This is a genomic window from Fibrobacter sp. UWB11 (assembly GCF_900143015.1).
In the GTDB taxonomy this organism is placed as follows: domain Bacteria; phylum Fibrobacterota; class Fibrobacteria; order Fibrobacterales; family Fibrobacteraceae; genus Fibrobacter.
The window spans coordinates 233,133-257,281 of the sequence record NZ_FSRT01000001.1 but is presented as its reverse complement, the minus strand read 5'-3'; the positions used below and the strand labels follow the sequence as shown (position 1 = coordinate 257,281).

The 24,149-nt window shown below is 46.9% G+C and carries 21 protein-coding genes; 8 read left to right on the top strand and 13 right to left on the bottom strand.

Features of this window, described 5'->3' with window-relative positions:
* Position 1: 1 nt before the first annotated feature.
* A complete protein-coding gene (locus BUQ91_RS01235) occupies positions 2 to 637 on the bottom strand; it encodes an NADH-quinone oxidoreductase subunit B (protein ID WP_074208899.1) in 636 nt (211 codons plus the stop codon).
* Positions 638 to 930: 293 nt separating this feature from the next.
* Between BUQ91_RS01235 and BUQ91_RS01230 the strand changes: the two genes are divergently transcribed.
* The 4 genes from BUQ91_RS01230 to BUQ91_RS01215 all read left to right on the top strand — a co-directional run bounded on the left by BUQ91_RS01230 (position 931) and on the right by BUQ91_RS01215 (position 4,765).
* Entirely contained in the window at positions 931 to 1,770 is an 840-nt protein-coding gene (locus tag BUQ91_RS01230; protein ID WP_074207855.1) for a TIGR02147 family protein, read from the top strand.
* The gene (locus tag BUQ91_RS01225) at positions 1,767 to 3,242 is read left to right on the top strand and encodes a carboxypeptidase-like regulatory domain-containing protein (protein ID WP_074207854.1); all 1,476 of its coding nucleotides are present in this window, start codon (positions 1,767 to 1,769) and stop codon (positions 3,240 to 3,242) included. The genes BUQ91_RS01230 and BUQ91_RS01225 overlap by 4 nt, the downstream gene beginning before the upstream one ends.
* A 151-nt stretch (positions 3,243 to 3,393) precedes the next feature.
* Entirely contained in the window at positions 3,394 to 3,588 is a 195-nt protein-coding gene (locus BUQ91_RS01220; RefSeq protein ID WP_072827548.1) for a 4Fe-4S binding protein, read from the top strand.
* Entirely contained in the window at positions 3,578 to 4,765 is a 1,188-nt protein-coding gene (locus BUQ91_RS01215; protein WP_072827549.1) for an NAD(P)/FAD-dependent oxidoreductase, read from the top strand. Before BUQ91_RS01220 ends, BUQ91_RS01215 begins: the two co-directional genes overlap by 11 nt.
* A gap of 67 nt (positions 4,766 to 4,832) precedes the next feature.
* Here the strand turns inward: BUQ91_RS01215 and BUQ91_RS01210 are convergent, their stop codons facing one another.
* The 4 genes from BUQ91_RS01210 to BUQ91_RS01195 all read right to left on the bottom strand — a co-directional run bounded on the left by BUQ91_RS01210 (position 4,833) and on the right by BUQ91_RS01195 (position 8,648).
* Positions 4,833 to 5,513 carry a glycine zipper family protein gene (locus tag BUQ91_RS01210; RefSeq protein WP_074207853.1) on the bottom strand — a complete coding sequence of 227 codons (681 nt, stop codon included), beginning with the start codon at positions 5,511 to 5,513 and terminating at the stop codon, positions 4,833 to 4,835.
* Positions 5,514 to 5,664: 151 nt separating this feature from the next.
* Positions 5,665 to 6,720, bottom strand: a complete 1,056-nt coding sequence (locus BUQ91_RS01205) for a branched-chain amino acid aminotransferase (protein ID WP_256382315.1) — start codon at positions 6,718 to 6,720, stop codon at positions 5,665 to 5,667.
* Between the two features lie 194 nt (positions 6,721 to 6,914).
* On the bottom strand, positions 6,915 to 7,697 hold the full coding sequence (locus BUQ91_RS01200) for a fibrobacter succinogenes major paralogous domain-containing protein (protein WP_074207851.1): 783 nt from the start codon (positions 7,695 to 7,697) through the stop codon (positions 6,915 to 6,917).
* 90 nt (positions 7,698 to 7,787) lie between these two features.
* A complete protein-coding gene (locus tag BUQ91_RS01195; RefSeq protein ID WP_074207850.1) occupies positions 7,788 to 8,648 on the bottom strand; it encodes a fibrobacter succinogenes major paralogous domain-containing protein in 861 nt (286 codons plus the stop codon).
* A gap of 306 nt (positions 8,649 to 8,954) precedes the next feature.
* Between BUQ91_RS01195 and bioB the strand changes: the two genes are divergently transcribed.
* From bioB to rph, 4 genes are all read left to right on the top strand, one after another.
* Complete coding sequence (bioB, locus tag BUQ91_RS01190) at positions 8,955 to 9,929, top strand: biotin synthase BioB (RefSeq protein ID WP_074207849.1); 975 nt, start codon at positions 8,955 to 8,957, stop codon at positions 9,927 to 9,929.
* Positions 9,930 to 9,978: 49 nt separating this feature from the next.
* The gene (locus tag BUQ91_RS01185) at positions 9,979 to 10,863 is read left to right on the top strand and encodes a C40 family peptidase (protein WP_074207848.1); all 885 of its coding nucleotides are present in this window, start codon (positions 9,979 to 9,981) and stop codon (positions 10,861 to 10,863) included.
* A gap of 186 nt (positions 10,864 to 11,049) precedes the next feature.
* Positions 11,050 to 11,922 (top strand): prephenate dehydratase, encoded by an 873-nt coding sequence (locus BUQ91_RS01180; RefSeq protein ID WP_072827555.1) that lies wholly within the window; start codon positions 11,050 to 11,052, stop codon positions 11,920 to 11,922.
* Between the two features lie 142 nt (positions 11,923 to 12,064).
* On the top strand, positions 12,065 to 12,790 hold the full coding sequence (rph, locus tag BUQ91_RS01175; protein ID WP_074207847.1) for a ribonuclease PH: 726 nt from the start codon (positions 12,065 to 12,067) through the stop codon (positions 12,788 to 12,790).
* Positions 12,791 to 13,032: 242 nt separating this feature from the next.
* Here rph and BUQ91_RS01170 read toward each other — a convergent pair whose 3' ends face one another.
* The 8 genes from BUQ91_RS01170 to hisH all read right to left on the bottom strand — a co-directional run bounded on the left by BUQ91_RS01170 (position 13,033) and on the right by hisH (position 24,109).
* Positions 13,033 to 14,637: a hypothetical protein gene (locus BUQ91_RS01170; RefSeq protein WP_074207846.1), complete on the bottom strand. Its 1,605-nt coding sequence runs from the start codon at positions 14,635 to 14,637 to the stop codon at positions 13,033 to 13,035.
* 31 nt (positions 14,638 to 14,668) lie between these two features.
* A complete protein-coding gene (locus BUQ91_RS01165; protein WP_074207845.1) occupies positions 14,669 to 16,255 on the bottom strand; it encodes a hypothetical protein in 1,587 nt (528 codons plus the stop codon).
* A gap of 39 nt (positions 16,256 to 16,294) precedes the next feature.
* The gene (locus BUQ91_RS01160; protein ID WP_074207844.1) at positions 16,295 to 18,592 is read right to left on the bottom strand and encodes a hypothetical protein; all 2,298 of its coding nucleotides are present in this window, start codon (positions 18,590 to 18,592) and stop codon (positions 16,295 to 16,297) included.
* The gene (locus BUQ91_RS01155) at positions 18,585 to 19,412 is read right to left on the bottom strand and encodes a TIGR02147 family protein (protein ID WP_074207843.1); all 828 of its coding nucleotides are present in this window, start codon (positions 19,410 to 19,412) and stop codon (positions 18,585 to 18,587) included. Before BUQ91_RS01155 ends, BUQ91_RS01160 begins: the two co-directional genes overlap by 8 nt.
* Before the next feature lie 172 nt (positions 19,413 to 19,584).
* Positions 19,585 to 21,078, bottom strand: a complete 1,494-nt coding sequence (locus BUQ91_RS01150) for a hypothetical protein (RefSeq protein ID WP_139299667.1) — start codon at positions 21,076 to 21,078, stop codon at positions 19,585 to 19,587.
* Between the two features lie 64 nt (positions 21,079 to 21,142).
* Complete coding sequence (locus BUQ91_RS01145) at positions 21,143 to 22,495, bottom strand: hypothetical protein (RefSeq protein WP_074207841.1); 1,353 nt, start codon at positions 22,493 to 22,495, stop codon at positions 21,143 to 21,145.
* The gene (locus tag BUQ91_RS01140) at positions 22,485 to 23,315 is read right to left on the bottom strand and encodes a TIGR02147 family protein (protein ID WP_072827563.1); all 831 of its coding nucleotides are present in this window, start codon (positions 23,313 to 23,315) and stop codon (positions 22,485 to 22,487) included. Before BUQ91_RS01140 ends, BUQ91_RS01145 begins: the two co-directional genes overlap by 11 nt.
* A 179-nt stretch (positions 23,316 to 23,494) precedes the next feature.
* Positions 23,495 to 24,109 carry an imidazole glycerol phosphate synthase subunit HisH gene (gene hisH, locus BUQ91_RS01135; protein ID WP_072827564.1) on the bottom strand — a complete coding sequence of 205 codons (615 nt, stop codon included), beginning with the start codon at positions 24,107 to 24,109 and terminating at the stop codon, positions 23,495 to 23,497.
* Positions 24,110 to 24,149: the final 40 nt, after the last annotated feature.

The following is a 24,149-nucleotide window of genomic DNA, read 5'->3' as shown; positions in this document are numbered from 1 at the left end:
TCTACTCCTTCCAGAATTGGGCTTTCTTTACAAGATTCTGTTCTTTCTCTTTCATGAAGTCCTTGATATCCACGACTTTTTCGTGAACAGTAGCGGCAGCTTCACGCTTGGCTTCGGCGGTCTTAGCCTTGATCATTTCAAGCTGATCCTTGACGCTTTCGGCACGCTGTTTCATGAAGGATTCATCCTTGACCTTCTTCTGCAAGTCAAACATGGCATCGAAGAAGGCTTCCGGACGCGGAGGGCATCCGCCGATATAGACATCCACCGGGATAATGTGGTCGATACCGGGAACCGTGCAGTAGCAGTCATAGAAACCGCCAGAGCTTGCGCATGCGCCCATAGCAATCACCCAACGGGGTTCAGCCATCTGTTCGTAGATGCGCTTTAAAATCGGAGCCTGTTTGTAAGTAATCGTACCTGCAACAAGCAGCACATCGGACTGACGCGGCGTAAAACGCACGTATTCAGAACCGATACGAGAAAGGTCATAACGACCTACTTCCGTACTCATGAATTCGATTGCACAACAAGCCGTACCGTAAGGGAACGGCCACAAGGAGTTAGATCGCCCCCAATTGACCAAAAAGTCAAGCGAGGACGTAATGATATTCGGCTTTTCTGCCTCATTACCCATAGGAGTTACCTCATAAATTTCGGGCCAAAAGATAGAAACTTTCGTGACCGGACGCTCAAAAATCGCAAAGCCAACACGCAAGAAAAACGCCAATCCACGCCCATTTTTCAAATGCAATAAAAAAGTAAGCAGCGGAAAGACTGCGGGAATCCAGTGAAGGTATGGGCAATGCGCAACGCCAAAAACAGCGTAAGAAAAATGTAATCACCGGACGATTCTGTCAAATATCACATTTCGGGTATTTTCTCAAAAAATGTTCTCACCATAGTTCTCATAAATATTATATTAAGTTCGTGGAAAATTATATCGATATTTATCAATTTACGCACTTCCGCAAGTACCTGGAAGAATATCAGGCGGCACGAGTCCAGTCCGACCCTGAGTTCACACGTACCGGGATTTGCAATATGCTCGGACTGCCCAAGACGCGCAGTTACTTTGCCGATGTTCTCAGAGGAAAAAAAGTTAGCCCCCGCATGACGGCAAAATTCATCGAAGTCCTGGGTCTCAACAAAAAAGCCGCAAAATACTTCGAGACCATGGTCCAGCTCGACCAGGCCAAAACAGAGACGGCCCGCAGCGCAGCCATGGAAGAGCTGTTGCACTTGCACCCCAATCCGCAGCATATCCTCGATTCGAACACCTACGAATACTATAATCATTGGTACCATAGCGCAATGTTTGCTATTCTTGATGCTATGGACGTTACTGACGACTTGACACCCGTGCAAAAGAGAATCTTCCCGAAAATTCCACTCGGAAAGATTAAGGACTCGTTGTCTCTTTTGGAAAAACTCGGACTTGCCCGCAAGAACGAAGCGGGTTTTTGGAAGCCGACCAAGGAATCCATCTCCAGTGGTCCGTACAACAATGCCGAACTGATCAAGCAATACCAGTTGCAGTGTTTTGAACTTTCCAAGCAGGCGCTTATCACGCGCCCCAAGATGCCGACCGTCATGAGCACGCTCACGTTCAGCATTTCGAACAACGCCTACAAGAAACTCGAATCCGAGCTCCAGGACTTCAAAGCCAAGGCGAGGCGCATCATCAGCGAGGACAACGAAAAGGCAAACGGAGTTTACCAGATGAACCTTCACTTGTTCTCTAACCTCGATCCGGAGGTTAAAGCATGATGCAGTTTAAGACTTTAAAATTTGCGGGAATCGCAGCAATTGCGACATCGCTCTTTACGGCTTGCACCGAAGAAAACCATGCCGGTGTCCTCACGGAAACCGAATCTGGAACCACAATTGCAAGTATCGTCAGAGACGAACAAGGTGAACCCGTCGCAAGCGCAAAGGTGAACCTTATCTCGGCAACTCACATTGCTGCCCGAATGGCACCTATTAAGACTGCCACAACAGACGAGGACGGCAAGTACTCTATCGATAGCATTTCTGCAGGCGAATACGCATTGCAGATTAGCAATACCGAACACACGCAGTCCGCTTACCAGACGCTCACAGTCAAAGACTCCAAGACCGACCTGCAGACGCTCAACGTCCCCGAAGCAAAGCTCGAAGAGAATGCAAGCCTCGAACTTGACCTCGGCACGTACGATCTTGACAAGGGCGACACGCTCTGCATCACAGGTACGCTCAACTGCACCGCAGTCAGCGAAAGCGACCTCAAGTCGGGAACCGTCAAGCTCGATGAAATTCCGCCTGCAGAATTCACGAACATCATCCTCATCCGAGGCGCCGGCCGCGACACCTCGACGCGCAACGTCAAGTGGGACTTCACCCCTGGCGAAAAGCTCGAAGTCTCTTCAGAATTCGTAACGGTCACCGTTCCGGAAGAAGCCTTGAGCGCAGCAAAGAAGCTGAACGGCAAGAAGACTCTTGAATCCATGATTGTTCCGGTAACGATCCCCACGAAGGTCAAGAACCCGGTTCTCATTGACAACAACGGAGACTCGCTCGCAGTCTTTAAAGCCGAAAACGATGCGGACTCGTCGCTTTACTTCACGGCAATTCCAAGCATTGACGCAGGCACATACAAATTCACAGTCACATCAAGCGAATCCGTTTACAAGACTTCGGAAATTTCCAGAGTGTTTGCCGAATCCAAATCAGGTTTGTCCGTCACCGAAGGTGATTTCATGAATACATTCATCACGGATACGACAAGCAATAGCCTCGGCATCAGCTTCTGGATTGAAGAAGACGGCAGCAAAATCGCCGAAAAAGACTCTTCAATCCTTGATTCCAAGGAGAACGACGTCACATACCGTCTAGAAACAGGCAAAAACCCAGAACAGCTCTGCGCCAACTTCTACAGAAGAGTCTCAAAAGACACGACGTATCGGGATTCGGACACGGTGCTCGTAAACTCTTACTGCCATGACGTCTTGGATGGAACCCGCCATCACTACGTCATGTACATCAAGGCAAACCATATTGTTATCGCCATAGACGGAAAGACCGTCGAAGACACCAAGATGAAAAACGCCTTCATCATGTTCCCAGGCTTCGCCATCGGTAACCACAAGCTCACAAACTTGACCGTGTTCTCGCTCAAGCAATCCGCGATTGCCCAAGCTGACGACGAAGGCTGGGAACGCCTGCAAGCCTGGCTCTCCGCATACTACTTATTGCAGAAGTAATTAGTGTTTCGTCATCCTGAGCGGCGAAAGCCGTGAAGGACCCATTATGTCATGCCCGCCTCCGCGCGGGCATCTCCTTTTTTATCGAAATACGATTTTTTCTAGTAACTAGTAACTAATAACTAACAACAATTTTTATATATTCTCGTTCATGAAAGTTCTCGTTCACAATAGAGGCTTATGCCTGGAATGTGCCGGCTGTGTCGGCGTGTGCCCCAAGATGGCACTCGACATGTATGGGCTCGACTTGCAAATTGATCAGGATAAATGTGTCAAATGCGGACTCTGTGCAAAAGCATGTCCCGTAGGCGCCCTCAAGGTCCAGGAGTTGAACGATGTTCTGTAACAAAGAATACGATGTTGTCGTTATTGGCGCAGGCCCTGGCGGAAGTGTAGCAGCCAGGAACCTTTCCCGCGCAGGGCACAAGGTTCTTCTCCTCGAAAAGCGTGAGAAGGTCGGTATTCCGGTGCGCTGTGGAGAAGCGAGCACCAAGCTTGCAGACTTGCAGACATACGGCCCTATTGACGACAGCTGTATCGAAACTATTATCAACGGACTTTATATTTACGGTCCGAACGGTGTGGACATTGATCTCGCGCAAAAAGGCACGGGCATCATGCTCAACCGCGAAAAGTTTGACCCGTGGCTAGCCCACCTCGCCGAAAACGACGGTGTAGAACTCGTCAAGCTCGCCCGCGCAGAATTTGTCGGTGATGTAGAAAATGGAATGCGCCTTGTTCGCGTAAAGCTCGGCGAAGGCGCCGGTACCACGACCGAAGAAGTCCGCGCCAAGATGGTCATCGCCGCAGATGGCGTCGAAAGCCGCATCGGAAGGCAACTCGGGCTCGATTGCTTACAAAAGCCCGCATTCACTTGCACAGGCGTCGACATCCAGGTTCAAGGACTTCTGACCAAGCCGGATTATCTTACATTCTGGCAAGGCCACGACTTTATCAATGACGGATACATCTGGAGCTTCCCGAAAGTCAAATCCAACGTCACAAATTTCGGCGCAGGATTCCTGATTTCTGGCAAGCACAGCCAAAACGTTTTGGACACCACAATGGAATGGCTTTACAAGCTGTTCCCGGGTGCAAAAATCAATCACGTTGTGGGCGGAGCCATTCCGGTTTCAAGCGTTTTGAAAGATTACACGCTCGACCGTTTTGCCCTCGTTGGCGATGCCGCGCATCATACGAACCCGCTTACCGGAGGCGGCATCGCGGCCGCTATGCGCGCCGGACGGTTCTGTGCACAGACCGTCCACGAGGGCCTCGAATGTGGCAACTTGAGCAAGGCTTTCCTCAAGACTTACGAAAAGCGCTGCTACGATTACTTTGGTCGCATGCACGACTTTGAATACAAGTTCCGCAGGTTCCTCCTGAACGTCAACAAAAGCGAACAGACAGAGCTCTACAAGGTTCTCCAAAACTTCGCAAAGCACGGCTGCAAAAAGCGCGCCTTCTTGCAAACACCGCTTTCCTCCGCGAAAATGCTCTACAAGTTCTTGAAATTCAAGTAGTCCGCGCAAGCATCTAAGCAAAAAGCCCGAGATAAACTCGGGCTTTGTTGTTATTCTAAAAACGATTTTAGACCTGTTCGTTATTGTCCTTATTTTCCACCTCAGCAGAAGTTTCTGCAACGGCTTCGTTTTGTTCAGCCGCTTTCTTCTTTTTACTCGGTCTATGATCCCAAATAAAGCCAATCAAGCCAAACAAGATAACACCAATAAGAATCGGGTTATTTATGATAAAGTTCCAAGCATAAGTTCCAAAGCCCGGCTCTGTAGCCTGATAGGCAATCAAGTCAAACGTATCAGAAGGATCATCGCTAAATGCCAATTGAACAGAAAGAATCTTTTCTTTAGTAATATCAACTATAATCGTTGCGCAAGACGTATCATCGGCACAAACAGGGACACGACCTTTAAGATTGCCCCATTCGGCTTTTTTGGTCACGTCAACACGGTTTGTTGTTTTAATGACTTCTTTCAGAATGTCCAAATCCGTCATTTTCTTTATATTCAAGAAAACGTCGCCTTCTTTATACTTTAAAAGAATTCCCTGTTCTGTAAGAACAAAACCTTCTCCGGCATAGGTATCCTTTTCCATAGCCTCTTTAATTTTCTTTTCGGCAACAGCACCCGTAACAGCACCAACGCCTGCACCGATAAGAGTACCAAGACCTTTCTTACCGGCATTTGCAGTAGATACTAACAACAGAACAGAAAGCAACAGAAGCAAGACATTCTTTGACCTGAACAAACGCATAATTTTCTCCTTTAAAAATGGAGCATATAATTTAACAAAACAAAAAATCCCGCAGCGCACGCCACGGGAAAATCTTTGGATTCTATCGGCCTTCGGCCTCCAGAATGACAACAATTAAATGTCACCCTGGAGCGAATGCGATAGGGCCTAATTACACGTCGACAACTTCAGTCCAGCCGAACGGATCTTCAGCTTCACCGAACTGGATTGCAGTGTACTTGTTGAAAAGTTCCGTGCAAACCGGACCCGGATTCACGCCGTCACCGTAAGTGAATTCCTTGCCAGCGACCGGATCCACAATCTTCTTGATCGGGGTAATCACGGCAGCCGTACCGCATTCAGCCGTTTCGCTGAATTCAGCAAGTTCTTCGAACGGAACCTGGCGGCGTTCCACAGTGTAGCCGAGGTATTCAGCCAACTGCTGCAAGCTCTTGTTCGTAATGGACGGCAAGATGGATTCGGACTTCGGGGTCACGTAGGTCTTGCCCTTGATGCCGAAGAAGTTTGCCGGACCGCATTCGTCGATATACTTCTTTTCCTTAGCATCGAGATAAATCGTGCTAGAGTAACCGAGCTTCTTGGCTTCAGCAAGAGACTGGAGGCTAGCAGCATAGTTGCCACCGACCTTCACCGTACCCGTACCCTGCGGAGCAGCGCGGTCGTAGTTGCGGCTGATCATCATGTCCACCGGCTTGAACCCATCCTTGAAGTACGGACCCACCGGAGTCACAAACATCATGAGCAAATATTCATCAGCAGGCTTCACACCCACTTCCGGGCTCATACCGATAAGGAGCGGACGGATGTAAAGCGTTGCTCCGTAACCATACGGCGGCACAAAGCGGGCGTTGGCCTTCACCACAGTGTGGACCATTTCGCGGAACAATTCAATAGGCGGAACAGCCATGAGTACGCGGTTAGCCGTGTTCTGCATGCGCTTGGCGTTTTCGTCGACGCGGAAAATACGGACCTTGCCGTCCTTGCCCGTGTAAGCCTTGAGGCCTTCAAAACCTTCCTGGCCGTAATGCAAGCAAGTAGCGGCCATGTGGATGCTAATGTCCTTGGAAGAAGAAAGTTCGATCTTGCCCCACTGACCATTGCGGTAGTAGCAGCGAACATTGTAATCGGTGTCATAATAACCGAAGGGGAGCGTCTTCCAATCGACAGTATTCAAATCAACTTGCATAGTATTAACCTTTTTTGCAATTGTGCATTTTTAAAGGTATCATTCGGTACCACGTGAAAAATACAATTATAAACGCGTTTTTGGCTCGTTTTATCGTGAAAAATTAAAGAAATATTGACTATAAGCCAGCAACACCCCGGCTAGTCGTTGCACTACTTCGTAGTGCAGACTGCTGCGCCTCGGAAATGGTCGCACAAGCAAGCTTGGCGACCGCATCACTCGGCTTGCAAGTCTTTGAGGCAACGAACAGAATACCCGACGTTCTTGTAGCTGAAGTTCCGTTGCACAGTGTAGTCGTCAGACTTTAAGTTTATGCTGTATGCGCGGTTGCTATCGTACTCTGTAGAAGTCCAAAAGAACGCGGAGCTAATCTCACTGTAGTATTCCTCATTGCGGTGCCTATAGCCGGCAGGCAACGCCGAGAACGAGTAATCATCCGAGCCGTTACAAGCACTACCCCAGCCACTTGTCGATTTGAGTTTTGTTGCTGCTGTAAATTGACCACCAACATTAATATACAAAGCACCAAACTCAGCATCTGTCGGCAAGTGCCAGCCAGCAGGACAAGCCGTTTTTGCTACATCCCATGTGTAAAGACGACCGTACTTGGTACAATTCGATGATTTGTCATCATAGCAGTAACTGGAATCCGTTTTGTAGTTCAAGTTCTCGGCCATCCAAGTCCGCATACCGATTTTCACAGTCTTGTAAGTTTGCCCGTCACGTTCATCCACCAAGTCGCCATACTCGCAGGTATCCACACTGTCTGTCCTGCATGGTTCCACATACACAGCAGATGACGAAGACTTCGCCGAACTACTGCTTGATTTTGCAGAAGAACTACTCGACTTAGCCTTCGAACTGCTCGAATCGTCGCAGTCCTCGCAAACAGACGAAGATGAAACCTCGTCGGAATCAGTCGCAGAACTGCTGTCATCACCACAAGCCACCAGCACTGCAGCCACAAAAGCAACCATCAAAAACTTTTTCAAAGTCATAAAATTTACTCCAACTAAACATGATAAATATAGACAAAACAAGCTCCCAGAACATTTCCAAGAGCCACCACTTTACGCAAAACACTCACCTTATTCGTCCTTAACGCAACGAACTGAATACGCGTAGTCCTTATTGATGGCATGCAGGTTCGCAAAGTCGTCGTAGTAGTACAAGTCCATGAGGTACACGCATTCGCTATCGAACTCAGTAGAACTCCAGAAGCTCGCATAGTAGCCAAAGTCGTCGAACAAACCTCGATGGCTCCTGCTGCCAGCAGGCAACGCCGAGAAGGCGTAGGCGTCCGTTCCGTTGCGGCTGTTATACCAGCCGCTAGTAGACTTGAGCATCTTGCCCACATCGTTCCAAAGCCATTCTTTCTCAGCTTCTTGTGTACCGCCAACCGCAATGAAAAGGGCTTCAAATTCAACCTTCGTAGGCAGGTGCCAGCCCTCGGGACAAATACCACGCACAGGGTACGTCGGTGAGCAAGTCTTATCATCGCCACAGCCCTTGCCGTTCATAGTCCATGCCCCCACGCTATCCATCACGGCGGCCCAGGTGTATAGGCGGCCGTACTTGGCGCAGTTGGACGCATCGTCATCAAAACACCAACTAATGGAATCGGAGGTGTAGTAGCGTCCATTAATGGTAATGTTATAGGGTACATCCGTATAAGCATAGTTGAGGTTTTCTGCCATCCAGATCTGGGTACCGATTTTAACAGTCTTGTAGGTCTGGCCATCGCGGGAGTCTTTCATACAATTTTCATCAATGTTCACATTGCACGATGTTCTTCCGACCAACGAACTGCTCGAACCGTCGCAATCCACGCAAACAGACGAAGAAGAATCCTCATCGGAATCAGTTACGGAATTGCTGCTGCCGTCATCGCCGCAAGCCACCAGCACCGCAACCACAAAACCAGCCATCAAAAATTTTTTCAAAGTCATAAAATTCACTCCAACTAAGCGCAACAAATATAAATAAAATAAATCCCCGGTACATTATCGTTTACAATACCAGAAACATAATCCATTTCCAAATAGCATCATCCAAATTTTGATAAGAGTCAAACATTTCACGAGCTTTTCAAAAAAAATGGGATTAGACATTCTTCGAGCATTGCAAGCAGACGCTGCTAAAAAACGGCACAGCAAACATGAGCGAAACGGAGATTGAAGCAGAAATTGCAGCCTACCGCGCAAAAAAGTAATTTTCTATATTTGCGCGCGAAAAAGCCCAACCTGGAGTGAGAAATGTCTTTCGTTCAAGAACTGAAAAACAAAGTTTTAAATGAAGGTTATGAGATTACACGCGAAGAGGCTATCAAACTTTTAAGCGAAGACCTCGATGAACTCGCGCAAGCCGCCAACGAAATCCGCGAAAAGTTCCACGGCGACGACTTTGATTTTTGTTCCATCGTAAACGCGCGCAGCGGTCGCTGCTCCGAGAACTGCAAGTACTGCGCCCAGAGCAGCTACTACCACACCGGCGCCCCGGAATACAAGTTGCTCAGCGCCGACGAGATTGTCGCAGACGCAAAGAAGAAAGAAGCGGCAGGCATTCCGCGCTACTCCATCGTGACATCGGGTCGTACGCTTTCGAACCGCGATGTAGAACAAATTAGCGAAGCGCTCCGCCGCCTGAAAAAAGAGACAAAGCTTTCGATTTGCCTTTCGGCAGGTCTCTTAAACAAGGAACAGTTCGACAAGCTCAAGGAAGCTGGCCTCACCCGCTTCCACAACAACTTGGAAACATACCGCCGCCACTTCCCGGACGTTTGCACGACGCACACTTACGACGATAAGATTGGCGCGCTCCAGAACGCTCTTGCCGCTGGCCTCGAAATTTGCAGCGGCGGAATCATGGGCCTTGGCGAAACGATGGAAGACCGCATCGACATGTGCTTGGATTTGCGCAAACTCGGCGTCAAGTCGACTCCGGTGAACGTGCTGAACGCGATTCCCGGAACGCCGTACGAAAACCTGCCGAAGCTCACGAATGACGAATTCTGCCGCATCGTGGCGATTTACCGATTCATCAACCCAAAGGCATTTATCCGCCTCGCGGGTGGCCGTGGCGTTTTGGGCGATGACGGCAAGCGTGCATTCAAGAGTGGCGCAAATGCTGCCATCACGGACGACATGCTCACTACGGCAGGCACAAATAGCAGCAAGGATTTCGAGCTCGTAAAAGGTCTCGGATTCAAGCCGCACGGATTTATCGGCTAAAAGCCACTAAAACTTTTCCTGAAAGCCGTAATTATGTAAATTTTACTTGATGGCTTTTAGAAATCGCCTCATCATGGGAATTGCAATTGCGTGCAGTTTGGTTCTATCAAACTGCGCTTTTCCTGTACGTCCCGGATACGATCGAAAAAGCGGTTCTTACAAGCGCTACAGAGTCCCCAAAAAAGAAGTCGTAGAAGCTGACACCACTACAATAGACTCGCAGGAAGAATTGGTGCAAGAAGAAATTCTTGCGGCAGCCTCTAAAAACACCGGGAACAATCAAGCGAATGCATCTGATTCCGTTGTCGCGAGTACGCTTGATTCTACGGGTAAAAACTTAACCCCGCAAACAGACAGTTTGGCCTTGAGCGATTCCAGCGCAAACAAAGGAACTGTCACCAAAAAGCAAAAGCAAGACAGCACACAAGTTCGAAATAGCGATACTACAAAAGTTGCCGTTAACGCCACCACAAAAACGGTAGAAAAACAAACCGAAAAAACTACAGACAAAGCAAGCGCAAAAAAGACAGATAAGGCAACGAAGAAACAGACAAAGCCAGCCGCCAAGCCCACAAATCTTGAAAAGTACGCAAAGGAATGGCTTGGCGCAAAATACGTTTACGGTGCGGCAAGCAAAAAGAAGACAGACTGCTCCGGCTACGTGATGCAAGTCTACAAAGGTTTTTACGGGATATCGCTCGACCACAGCGCTCAACACATTTATGACGATGGTCGCGGCTACTCCATCAAGCGCAAAAAATTGCAAGAAGGTGACCTTGTATTTTTCGGAAACTTCTGGAAAATCAGTCACGTCGGTATTTACCTAAAAGGGAACCGTTTTATCCACGCCAGTACAAGTAAGGGTGTGGTGATTACATCCATGGACGATAACTATTGGTCGTCCAAATACAAAGGCGCAAGACGATTTAAGTAGGAGTTAGTTTTTAGTCAATGGCTCTTAGTCATTAGTTTTAAATGAGGCGCCGATGGCGCGATTACAATAACTAGAAACAATTAACCAACAACCAATGACTATTGACTAATGACCAACTACTAAATTCCATATTCTTTTTTCCTCCTACTTCCTACTTCTAACTTCCTACTTTTTATATTTCATATCATGAAGAAAATTGCATTCCAGGGCCGTCGCGGGGCCTATAGTGAAAGTGCCGCCTACCACCTGTTCGGAAACGATATCGAAGTCGTGCCGATGGACACGTTCGAACAAATTTTCCAGGGCATTGAAACAGGCGTCGTTGATGGAGGCGCCATCCCTATAGAAAACTCGACAGCAGGTTCTATTTACGACAACTACGACTTGCTTTACAAGTGGCGCCATCCGATTGTCGCCGAAGTCAAGTTGCAGATTGAACATACGCTTTGCGCATTGCCGGGCACAAAGCTCGAAGACCTTACCGAAGTGTTGAGCCACCCGCAGGGTCTCGCCCAATGCAGCCGCTTTTTCGGACAGCATCCGAACATCAAGAGCACGGCATTCTATGATACCGCAGGCAGCGCCGAAGAAATCGCAAAGCGCGGCGACAAGCACATCGGTGCAATCGCAAGCGCATATGCCGCCAAGTTCTACGGTCTTGACATTCTAAAGCAAGGACTCGAAAATTTGCCGGGCGTGAACTTCACGCGCTTTTACGCAATCCAAAAGACAGCGATTGAATTGCCGGATTTTTCGGCAAACGATGCAAGCAAGCCTCCCATCAAAACAACGCTTTTGTTCATGTTGAGCGATTCTAGCAAATCAGGTGCTTTGTACGAAGCGCTCGGATGCTTTGCCAAGCGCAAGTTGAACCTCACACGCATCGAGAGCCGCCCGCATCCAGACCGTCCGTGGGAATACATTTTCCACCTTTCGTTCGAAGGGAACCCGAAGGACCCGAACGTCGTCGAAGCGCTCAAGGAACTACAGCAATACACAGACTTTATCTACCGTCTCGGAAGTTTCCGCGAAGGAACAACGGAGAAATTAAGTTATTAAGCACAATTGTCACCCCGGCCGCTGTGCCGGGGTCACCACATGCGAAAAACGTGATTACAAAAATTAATTGATCCTATCGCCTTCGGCTCCAGGATGACAAGATCAGAATGACGAGGTCGGGGTGACAACGCAAGGAGATTATATGGCATACGAACGTACTGATAGAAAACCTGAAGAATATCGCAATCTCAAGATGACCACGGGCTTTATCTCTAGCGCCGACGGTTCCGTCCTTATCGAAATGGGACGCACCCGCGTCATCTGCAATGCAACGCTCCTCCCGAAAGTTCCGGACTGGCTCGCCGGTCGCGGCACGGGCTGGATTACGGCTGAATACAGCTTGCTTCCGCAAAGTACGGGCAAGCGCGTGGAACGCGAGCGCAAGGGCGCGAGCGGCCGTACGCAAGAAATCCAGCGCTTGGTAGGCCGCTCGCTGCGCGGCGCAGCCGACCTTGCAGCCCTCGGCGAGAACGCTATCGTGGTCGACTGCGACGTGATCGAAGCCGACGGTGGTACACGTACCGCAAGCATTATCGGCGGCTTCGTGGCCCTTGCCATTGCAGTCAAGAAAATCAAGGAACGCCTTGGCATCACGCAGCAGATTTTAAAACACGGCATCACCGCTATTTCTGTAGGCGTTGTGAACGGCAATCCGCTTTGCGACCTTTGCTATGTCGAAGATTCTGCCGCTGACGTCGATATGAACGTCGTCATGCAAGATGCCAAGAATTTCATTGAAGTGCAGGGCACGGGCGAACACGCCAGCTTTGACCGCGCCATGCTCAACAAGCTCCTCGACCTCGGCGAAAATGCCTGCAAGGAAATCTACAAGATGCAGATGGAATTGATTGGCGGCGAACTGCCGTAAAAAGGAGATGCCCTCCCCATACGCGGATCATGACTACTAAGCAGCATAGCTGCAAGTAGTCAAAGAGATCAAGTCGGGCATGACAACATCACAACTGTCGTTTGACAACGTCATAGCGGACTTGATCCGCCATCTTTTACATTCTAGATCCCGGCACAAGGCCGGGATGACAAGTTGAAAGGATAAGCTCGCGATTCAAAGATCGCGGGCTATTTTGTACCGGCAACAAACGGTTCTGCACCCTATTTGCAGATGTTTTGCACATCGGCATACTTACCAATGCCAATCACATTGAACTTGCTCTCAGAGCCCGCATTTCCGTAGACTACAAATAAAATCGACGCGACATGAGTCGGGTCACTAGGGGTTTCTGCATAGGAGACAAAATCACTCCACTTCGAGCACACTGTCTTGACCTCAACACTCTTGGGCAACGTAACCTTAGGCAATAACGCAATTTTCTCGATATAGGTAAATGCCGTATCGTTAGACATTACCACATCCATGTCCGATTCCGAGGTATAAGTCACACACAAACCGCCCCAAGCAGAAACATCGGCTATGTCCGGGGCTCCATTTTTTCCAGACAAAGCTTCCCCGGCAACATTAAAACCGATACCCACAACGCCCTCACTTCTATACTTGAACGTCCCGCAAATACCCTCACATACTTCTATAAGCAAATTCATTACATTTTCATATTCATATTGCATTACGGGCCACGAGACAAATGCATCGCCCTTTTCATCACTGAAACTGAACCAATATCCGGATGTTTCAGAACCGTTATCGAGCCCAGTATTTACAAAGTCGTTACCATTACGGGCGTTTCTCGGACCATACCATAAATCACTGACACTCTCAGGAGTCGTACAAGGCCCAGTGATACCGCTAGAAGAACTTTGTTCAGAACTACTTTGTTTAGAACTTGAACTGCGCAATACAATAATCCCTTCGTCAACACTACTCTTTGGCAAAACATAGGCATAGCCATCGACATCGCAAGCTCCATTCGCATCGTATTTACCGACAGCGGCAATAGAGAGGTGTCCCTTTGTTCCATCGGTACCCGGCATAATGAAACGAATGCTAGACACATGTTTTGAAGCCTCGGCCGCATTCAAAGCATCCCATGTAACGCATTTTTCTACAAATTCAGTTGATTTGCCAAATTCAGCCTGATAAAAGGTATCGTCTGTATAAAGCCTCAAGAGCACATCCCTATCCGCAGCGTACGTCACACAGATGCCCCCCCAATCGCTGATGTCACCATACCTTAGGGCGTGCGAGGCATGGGGATCTTCAACGCCCGCAACATTGAATCCCATTCCCCCAAAAATTTCAGCAGAGGTTCCTTTTCTAAAACGATATTCAGCGCAATAACTACCACAATATTCTACAAGCGCTTCCGCACATTCATACTCGGGAGCTTCAAAACCGCACACATCCGGGCTATAAACCTCAGTAACACCGCCATCAGGATCATCGCTAATATTATACCAAAGTCCAGCACCACGTGTACTATCAGGATCAAATCCCGTATTCACCAAATAGTCACCTTTGCTAGCATTCCACAAACAAGCAGCCGTATTCTTCGGCGTTTTTGCGCTACTTGAAGAATTCGCAATCACGCTACTTGATGACTCTGCAACATTTTGACTACTGCTCGATGCGACATTCGCAGCACTCCCGCCAACATCGTCACTACTTTGGGGAGCAGGTTCCACTGACGAACTGCTATCGCCGTAAGCGGGAACATCAAAGCCACCCGATGGATTGTCATCTGAACAGGCGACAAAGCCTAGCAACAAGGCACTTGCCGCAATACCAGAAATTCTCCTAAACATAACGCACTCCTTTATTTTTTAATTATAAATTCTAGTTTCCAGAAATGGCTGGAGTTTCAAAAGAGCACGCGCCATTAACGGAATACTTCCCTATACCCGCCAAATTAAATCTGCATTTTTCATAATCTACAGTACCCTTTATAGCAAACTGGATTGCACCCACCGCACGCCCCATATCAGGATCATTCGGCGCAATTTCATTCCAGGTAAAGCATTTTTCGACAAGACCTTTGGACTTTGGCAAAGCGACCTTAGGAGAGTTCTCGTAAGGAACATCTTTTACAACAAAGTTCAGGTAAGCATCCTTTTCGGAATAGTAAGTGACGCAAACACCGCCCCAGTCTTGGATATCTTCAAAAACGTAATCGCCATCATTAAAGCCCGCAATATTAAACGAGACTCCGCCAATAGCGTATTCGGCCCCTTTCAGGGTAAAATCCATCGTTCCACAAAAACCGAGACATGTCTCAATAAGACCTCCATACACTTCATATTCAAACTCCCCCGACAGTTCCACCGGATATTCAATATGAGCATAAGCGTCACCAGGAGACTCATCAAATTGTTCCAACCATCCCGCGTATCTGCTACGATCATTATAGCCTGTTTTCACATGGGTTCCGTCAACCCCTTTCCACATGCAAGTCAAGGAATCATCATAAGGAAATTCTACATTGACGCCATCATTATGAAACCCCCAATCATACGAAGATTCGTCCGGTTTATAAGTACTGATTCCCCTAATATTGAAAGTTCTCTTATCAACATCACCACGGCTATCAATCTTAAACATGATCGACACGATTTCCTTTGCAGCCTCTTCTCCCGTATATACCTGGCGATTGATTGAATATTGGGAATATTTCCAATGTGTTATATCGAAATTGCTCCATTTTGCACATACAGTTTTAGGCTCGTTAATCCAATACAAATCACGAAGTGTTGGATCAAAAGAACCTCCGTTCGCCGTTATATTTAGAATGCCCACAGGATATGCTTCGAACGGCAATATTTCGCTATTGGAATCAATTCCATCAATATTAACCTTCAAATAGACGTACATCCAATAATCAGATTCGTAAGTGACACAGATACCATCCCAAGACGAGACATCCGCCGTAGCGCCGTCCCTGGCAAGTTGGATTTCAAAACCCGCCCAAGGTTTAAACATTGAAGTATCGAATTCAACCGATCCGCATAGACCATCGCAATGTTTAAAAACAGAAGCCAAAGGAATCGATGAATTTTCAAGTTCGACAGGGAAAACAACCTTCGATTTACCCTGTTGGCCAAACAAGTCATCGCCAAAGGTTCGCCAAAAGCCTGTGCTATCGTCTCCTGTATTGACCTTGTAGTCTACAGCTGGGTCCCACAAATTATAGCGGCGGGCCTTTACCGCACCACTTGAAGACAACGCTCCGTTTGAAGAAGATTCTATTACGCCGCCGTCACTCGAGGATGATCCTATTACGCGGTCATCACTAGAAAGCGTTCCTGCAGAGGAGCTGTTTTCACCTGCGATAGGTTCAACAAATGGAACCGAAGGATTGTCATCTGAACAGGCGATAACGCCAAGCAACAAGGCAGAAATCACGCCTCCAAGAATTCTCCTAAACATACAACAATCCTTCATTTTATCTGTAACCAGTAATATATATTATTTCAAGTAGGCAGGTTCCTGGCATTTTAAATAGGATGTACCATCCAGTTCTTGATACGGGGCAATTTCCAAGATATTGAACGAACTACTGGCATTATTCTTGGCATAATCATAGAATAAAATTGACGATATCTTGGAAGGATCGATAGGTGCCCTTGTTTCGCTGTCAACAAATTCATTCCAGGATTTACATTCAATCTTGGCATAACCATCAGTCTGTGGCAACGTCACGCCCGGCAATTTAGATACGTTTGCAAAATCATTTTGCTCTGCATCATTTATAGCAATATGCAAATCATATTCCGATGCATAAACAACACACATGCCGCCCCAATATTTGAGACTTTTCGCCAGCAACTTGCCATTTCCATCTTTATCAGCAATGTTAAATCCGAAGCCAGCATTCCCTGCGCCTTTATGCGTTACACAAAGTCCTTGACAGTAGTTTAGAACAGGTTGCAACGAATCCTGACCCAACTCGCCATTTACTTGTACAGGAAAAGTCATATTGACTTCGTCATTATCCTTGAATGCATACCAATGGCCGCCTTCGCTTGTCGCTGTCGAATACCCAGTTTTTACACCCAAATAACCATCCGGACCATACCAAACTGGGCTAAGATTCTTGAAAGAGCACTCATCTTTATACACCTTGCTACTGCTGGAACTGCGCGGGGTTCGGCTCGAAGAACTTATCGGCGCATAAGCGGTTTTTGGAATAGAGCAAGCCCCATTAGCAGAATACTTTCCGATCCCCGCTATATTAAACTGGTTTCTGTCGCCGTTTTCATAACTCTTCACAATAAACTGAACCGTACTTACCGCAGACCCCATATTAGGATCATTCGGGGCAAGGTCATTCCAGGTAAAGCATTTTTCTACAAGTGCCCCCGTAGCAGGGAGAAATGCTTTCGGAGATTCTTCATACGGAACGCCTTTTACAACAACATTTAAGTAAGCATCCTTTTCGGAATAATACGTGATGCAAATGCCGCCCCAATCCTTGATATCGGCAAATTTAGCTTCTCCATAGCAAGTATTGCCTTCACAAGATGTCAATGTATCTTCAGCAATATTGAAGGCTACAGCAGACGCGGCATAATCCGCTTTTTCTAAAGTAAACTCCATCGTTCCACAAAAGCCTTTACATTCAACGATAATCGGCTCATACATATAGGGTTCATACTCCATTTCCCTATACGCGGGGAATTCTATTTTAGAATACGCCCCCTCGGGAGAAGCATCGAATTCATACAACATTCCGACAAATTCATCCCGGTCATTATAACCCGTATTTACTATTCCAGATCCATCCAAGCCTTTCCACAGGCAAGTCAAGGAATCATCATTTGTAGTAACCAGGCCTACATCCTGTGCATTCGTGCCGCCATTGTGATTCCACTGCGGAAGATTTTCATCGTAAGTACTGATACCAACGATATTGAATTCACCCTTGCCATCGGAGTTACCAATAAATACAAAGTTAATCGCCCTGATTTCTTTGACAGCCTCTTCGCCAGAATAGATCTTGCTCAATTTCGAACTATTGTGTACCGCCCAGCTAGACACCATAAAGTCGCTCCATTTGGCACAACGCGTAATAGCAGCATCAGAACCAAGCATATTCACAAGCGTTGGTGCATCCGTCACCGATTTCGGGAGCGTAATGCCCGGATAGGCCACAAACGGAGACACAACGTCAATCGTATCTAAACCACCAACATTCACATTGAGATAGACACTCACCGGATATTCAGAGACATACGTTACACAGATGCCGCCCCATGCAGAGATATCCACCGTTGAATTTTCTTCGGCAAGCGTAAAGCCAATACCCGCCCAAGGCATCGTCTCCGAGCCATGCAACTCAACTGTACCACACACGCCTTCACAATATTCAAAAACAGGATCCAAGAAATCTGCAGTATATTCATTACCCATTTCCACAGGCCAAGTTATACGAGAATAATAATCATCGCTAAAGCTGAACCAATACCCCGTATTTTCGTTATACGTATTGATCTTGTTGTCCGTTTTACCATTCCACAAGTCAAACTTCGGAACAGCCTCTACACTGCTAGAGGACTGGACGGCAGAAGAGCTTTCAATAGCAGAGGAGCTGCCCACAACAGACGAACTGCTTTCGCCATAAACAGACGAGCTACTTTCACCATAGGCAATCGGATTGCCATCTTCCGTGACTCCCGCTGTATTGTCATCCGAACACGCCACAATGCCAAACACAAACGAGCATGCAGAAATGCACGCCGATATGTTAAGAAGTTTCTTAAGCATGATTTTTTCCCTCCTCCCACGTCAGCGGGAACAACTGTAAATTCAACCTGTAGACACGACCGACGCCACGGCCGTTCAAAGCAATTTGAGCAATACGCTTGCGGCAAGCATTAATCTCTTGCACAATTTTCTCGTAATCCTCGTCCGAAATTCCCATGGTAAGTCCAGAATAATTACGTTCCGTCGCAGAAAATTTTTCAAGAGCCTCATCCGCAAAATGAATCATTTCGTGATGCAAAGAACGCATCGCCACGGACATAATTTTAGGAGAACCAGTCAGATGCCTACCAACCTGCTCATAGGCATCCCCGTTTTTCTTTAACAGGCCTGCATCTACCATAAAATCGAGCGACTCGCGGACCTCCCCCGCTGAGGCCTCCAAACAACAACGCCTCGCAATTTCACCCGGAGTCGCTCCTGGCATCACCGGAGCAAGCTCTCTTACCACCGGATGTATCCAAGTTTCAAAATACTTATACGCATCGCCATCGACAACTTTCACAGCATTGTCTTTCGCAATCTTCAGCATTGATTCAAAAATGACTTTGCGGTCCGCATCCGTTTTGGCATGGCAACATTCCACCATCAACTTGAAATAGTCAAGTTCGTAACCTGCCAAGTGCATCGCGGCACCGACTTTTTCCGCCCCAACAGACGAAAGGCGCGTTTTGCCTTCACAGACAAGTTTCAGGTAAGTCGGCGATGTAAAGCCGGCCGCACGCGCAAATTCACGCCAGGAAAACGATGATACACGCTTCCGTTCATCGTAATAGTCCTGCATGTAGCAGCGATAATCCTGATACTCCGTAATCGGCTTCATAATAACAAATATACACTTCTATTTTAAAAACCGCAATATTTCATGATACTTTTTATTCAATTTTTAGCAATTTAAGCAGTTTTTATTTAAAATCTTAAAAATACAATGTATTTTCATGATACAATCAAAGCAAAAAAGAAGCCCCATTCGTAGTATGAATGGAGCAAATTTCTTAATTGTATGGTTTTAGGCGACATGCACCCTGAGCAGAATATTTCCCAACAGCATACACACCGAACTCTACGTTTTCCGGTGGAGTTTGGCTACGAGCCTCAAACGCAATCACAGATACACTCTTTAATTGGTCAGAAGTCAACTTGTCAAACTCATCCCACTTATAACATTTTTCGATTATTGTCGTCGATTTGGGGAGATGCAAATTTGGAAAATCCATAGACTCCAAATCTTCATCGGCCGAGCCAATACCCAACTTTAAATAGGCATCTTTTTGCGACTGATACGTTATACAAATTCCGCCCCAATCTTCAATGTCTTTCGTTTTAATACCATCAAAAAAACACACATCACTATCACAGACATCCGAAGTCATATTATACCCAGCAATGGCTAAGCCAATACCTACGAACGATTCACCGCCATCTTGACGGTCCAACACCATCGTTCCGCAGAAGCCACCACAGTAATCCAGTGTTGGATCATATTTCCAGAAAGAATAATTAACCCCATTATCAATCGGAAAATACAACTTCGATGCATTGTCATCAGCATAAACAAACCAAGTTCCAGCGCCGTTTTGAGATTCATACTCCCAATGTGCCGAGCCCTTCCACACGCAAGTCGCCGAATCTTCATTCGCTTCATTTTCTCCGTTTTGCACATCTTCTGACCGCAGGCCCACCTGTGGCAAATCTCCGTCGTATGTGCCCACGGCCTTGATATTGAAATTTCTTGATTCTGAACCATCACCTAAAAATCTAAAGAGAATTGCTTTAGCCTTTTTCGCATCCACGTCACCACGTCGATCTTCAGGAGCTACAGCAGGCGAATTACGAGAGAAGTTTTCCCAGCGGGCACACAAAGAAGTATCACCCGACACTACACTAGGGAACCGAATTCCCACCATCGAAAAAACATTCGACGCATCACTATATTCCGATGCAATGCCAAGCCAGAAACTCACATCGGATGAGTATGTCACGCAAATACCACCCCATGACGAAATATCGGTACTTTTGCCTTCTTCCGCAACTAAAAATCCAATACCGACTGCAGGCGAAGAATCGGAATAATCAAACTTAATCGTTCCGCAAAAGCCTCCGCAATGTTCAACAACGGCATCTAAAGCATCATCCGAATAGCTATTCCCCATTTCAACAGGGAACACAATCCTTGATGCGCCCCCATCATCCCCCCAAGTGTACCAGTACCCGGTAATTTCACTTTCCGTTTTTACCTTGGTAATTCCAGCAGCACCATCCCAGAGGTCGTTTTTACAAACTTCGACAACTTCTTGGTCCGAAGACGATTGCACACCATGGCTAGAACTTTCTATGCTTGAACTAGAAAGCATTTCGCTAGAAGAATAAACATCACCTGCAGTAATGACGTTATCTTCTACAGAGACTCCGCTTGTTTTGTCATCGGAACAAGCACAAATGCCCAATACGGCGGGCAACACCGCAATCTTCAATAACCTTCTGAACACGAAAGTATCCTCCTACACTTTACCGCTTAATATAAATTATAGACAATAAGAAGTCAACAACTTACTAGAAGGGATTTACTTTAGATTCATCGGCAATGCACGCACCGCCTTCTTTGTACTTTCCAACAGCAATGATATTGAACCGGATTTGATTAAATACATTTTCACTCGAACGAACTTCGAACTTAATATCGCTAGCGGATTTTTCTAAACCTGCAGTAGACATTTCATCCCAAGTGATGCATTTTTCAACAGGAGTCGTAGAAGCCGCCAGAGTATAATCTTTTTCAAGAGAATCAGAGGCAAGCACCATGCGCATATCTTTTTCGGCCATGTAGTACACACAAATTCCACCCCAGCCGCTAATATCAGTAGCCTTAGCAGAATAATCAGCATTTGCAGAATCGCGAACAGCCATTCTAAAACCTATACCGGCATAAGCTTGAGGTGCGCTTCCTTTGTCCAAAGAAACACTTGCCGAAAGCCCGCCTTTAAAGAGTTCATCATCCGCCAACCATTCAAATGCGTTCTTGTAATTCGGGGCTTCTGCAGACCAATACAACAGAGACGCACCGCCATCGTTACGGTCATTGTAGGAATACCAAAGTCCGCCACGAGTTCCATCCAAATCGTTCATCACCATAGAACCCGGATTATCTAAGGTTCCGTTCCACAAGCAAGCACTCGTATCTACTTTCATGGGTTCTACATATTCAATAGAATCCAAGTTTTGAACACCATGCTTATAGGAGCTTACTCCCTTGATATTGAAGAACCCAGATTCCTTCGCTTTACCGACAAACTTGAAAATAAGCGACGTTGCTTTCTTGGATGCTTCGACACCAGAATTATTGTTCGAAGAACTTTGTTTGAAATCAGCCCACTTTGCACAACGAGATGCATAAGCCCCATTCTCGGTCTTGTCAAATTCAACAGTCGGCATATCGTTTGCAGACAGCGTACCGCCATCCTTGTAGCCGAGCACGCCCTTCATTTGCAGAGCAGATTCATAAGATACGCAAAGGCCATCCCATTCAGAAATATCGATAGCAGAATCATTTTCTGTAAGTGCGATACCCACGCCAGCACTCGGGGCAGACGATTCGCCCAGTTCAACCGTTCCGCAGAGGCCGCCGCAATACGAGACCAGCGATTCCATATTTTCGGACGTAAGGTTGTTACCCTCGATGGTCGGGAATACAATTGACGACGTTCCGCCATCGTTTTCATCGTCAACGCTATACCAGCGAGCAGCTACGTTAGCATACTTAAAACCGCCAGCACCATCGGCGCCGTTCCACAAGTCATACGCGGTGACAGAATTGCCTTCTTCGGTAATTCCGGATGTTTTTTTGTCACACGCCACGACGCCTAGCAAAAGAGCAAAGGCAGACAAATTAATAATTTTACCTAACATCGGAATTATCCTCTTTCCACGTCAATGGGAATAACTGTAAATTCAATCTATAAACTCTTTCTGTGCCACGACTGTTCAGCGCAATTTGGGCGACTTTCTTTCGGCAAACATCGAGTTCCTGCAAAATCTTTTTATAGTCTTCTGCAGAAATTCCCATGGTAAGCCCGGTAAAGTTTCGTTCCGATGGCGTAAACCGGATAATTGCCTCTTCTGCGAAATGAGCCATTTCCCTGTGCATATAGCGCAAAGCAACAGACACGGCCGAAGTCATACCTTTCAAATGCTTGTCCGCCTGCACATAGTTATCGCCATTCTTTTTCAAAAGCCCAATCCGGACCATAAAATCAAGCGATTCACGAATTTCGGCAGCAGAAACAACTTGACAACAGCGCTTGGCGATATCGCCAGGAGTTGCCCCAGACATCACCGGCGCAAGTTCACGCACAACCGGATGCACCCACGATTCAAAATACTTGAACGCATCGCCATCGACAACTTTTACTTTGTTGTTCGAAGCAAGCTCTAGCATTGTTTCATAAGCGCTCTTGCGTTCCTGATCGGTCTTGGCATGGCAATAAGTGACCATCGACTTGAAATACTCAAGTTCAAAACCGGCCAGTTCCATTGCCATCCCCACCTTTTCGGCCCCTTGAGGCGAAAGGCGGGTCTTACATTCACACACCAATTTTAGATAAGTCGGAGAAGTGAAGCCCGAAGCACGAGTAAATTCACGCCACGAAAAAGACGAGACTCTTTTTCGCTCAGTATAATAATCCTGCATATAAACGCGATAATCTTCGTATTCCGTAACCGGCTTCATGGCCGTAAATATATATTAATTCATTCCGAAAAACAATAGGCCATGATACTCTAGCGCCATTTACACGCAAAATAACGCCATTTTTAGCAAATTTCACAAAAATCGTATTTTTATGATACTATTTTTTTCGAAACAACTTAGAACGAAACCGGCAACTTGCAGAACTGCCGCGAATTTGTTTAAACGTTCCAGTCGCAGAAGTTCTTGAGCATGGCAAGTCCAACCTCGCCGCTCTTTTCCTGATGGAACTGGCTTGCAATTAAGTTATCCTTACCGATAAGTCCGGTGAACGTTTGTGTGCCGTAAGTCGTTTCGGCAAAAGCGTATTCAGCCGGCACCTGCGGGTAGTAGGAATGCACGTAATAAAAATCGCAACCGCTGCGGATACCCTTCATAATCGGGTGTTCGCGAGTGAAGTTCACCTGGTTCCAGCCCATGTGCGGAATCTTGAGACCCGGTTCATCCTTGAAACGCACGGCGCGACCCGGAATAAGACCAAGCGTCTTTACGCCACCATCTTCTTCGCTTTCTTCAAGAATAATCTGACAGCCGATGCAAATGCCAAGCACCGGATTCCCAGCCTTCACCACAGCCTTAATAGCTTCGCCGATACCAGTCTTCGTGAGCGTTTCCATGGCAGACGCGGCAGCACCGACACCCGGGAAAATCAAACGCGTAGCCTTTGCGATTTCATCAGGATCGCGACTCACCTTGGCATCAACACCAATGTACTTGAGCGCATTCATCACAGAAGTCAAGTTGCCCGCATTGTAATCCACAACAGTAATAGCCATAGAAACCTCTTTAATTTTACACGTGCAAAGATAGAAAAAA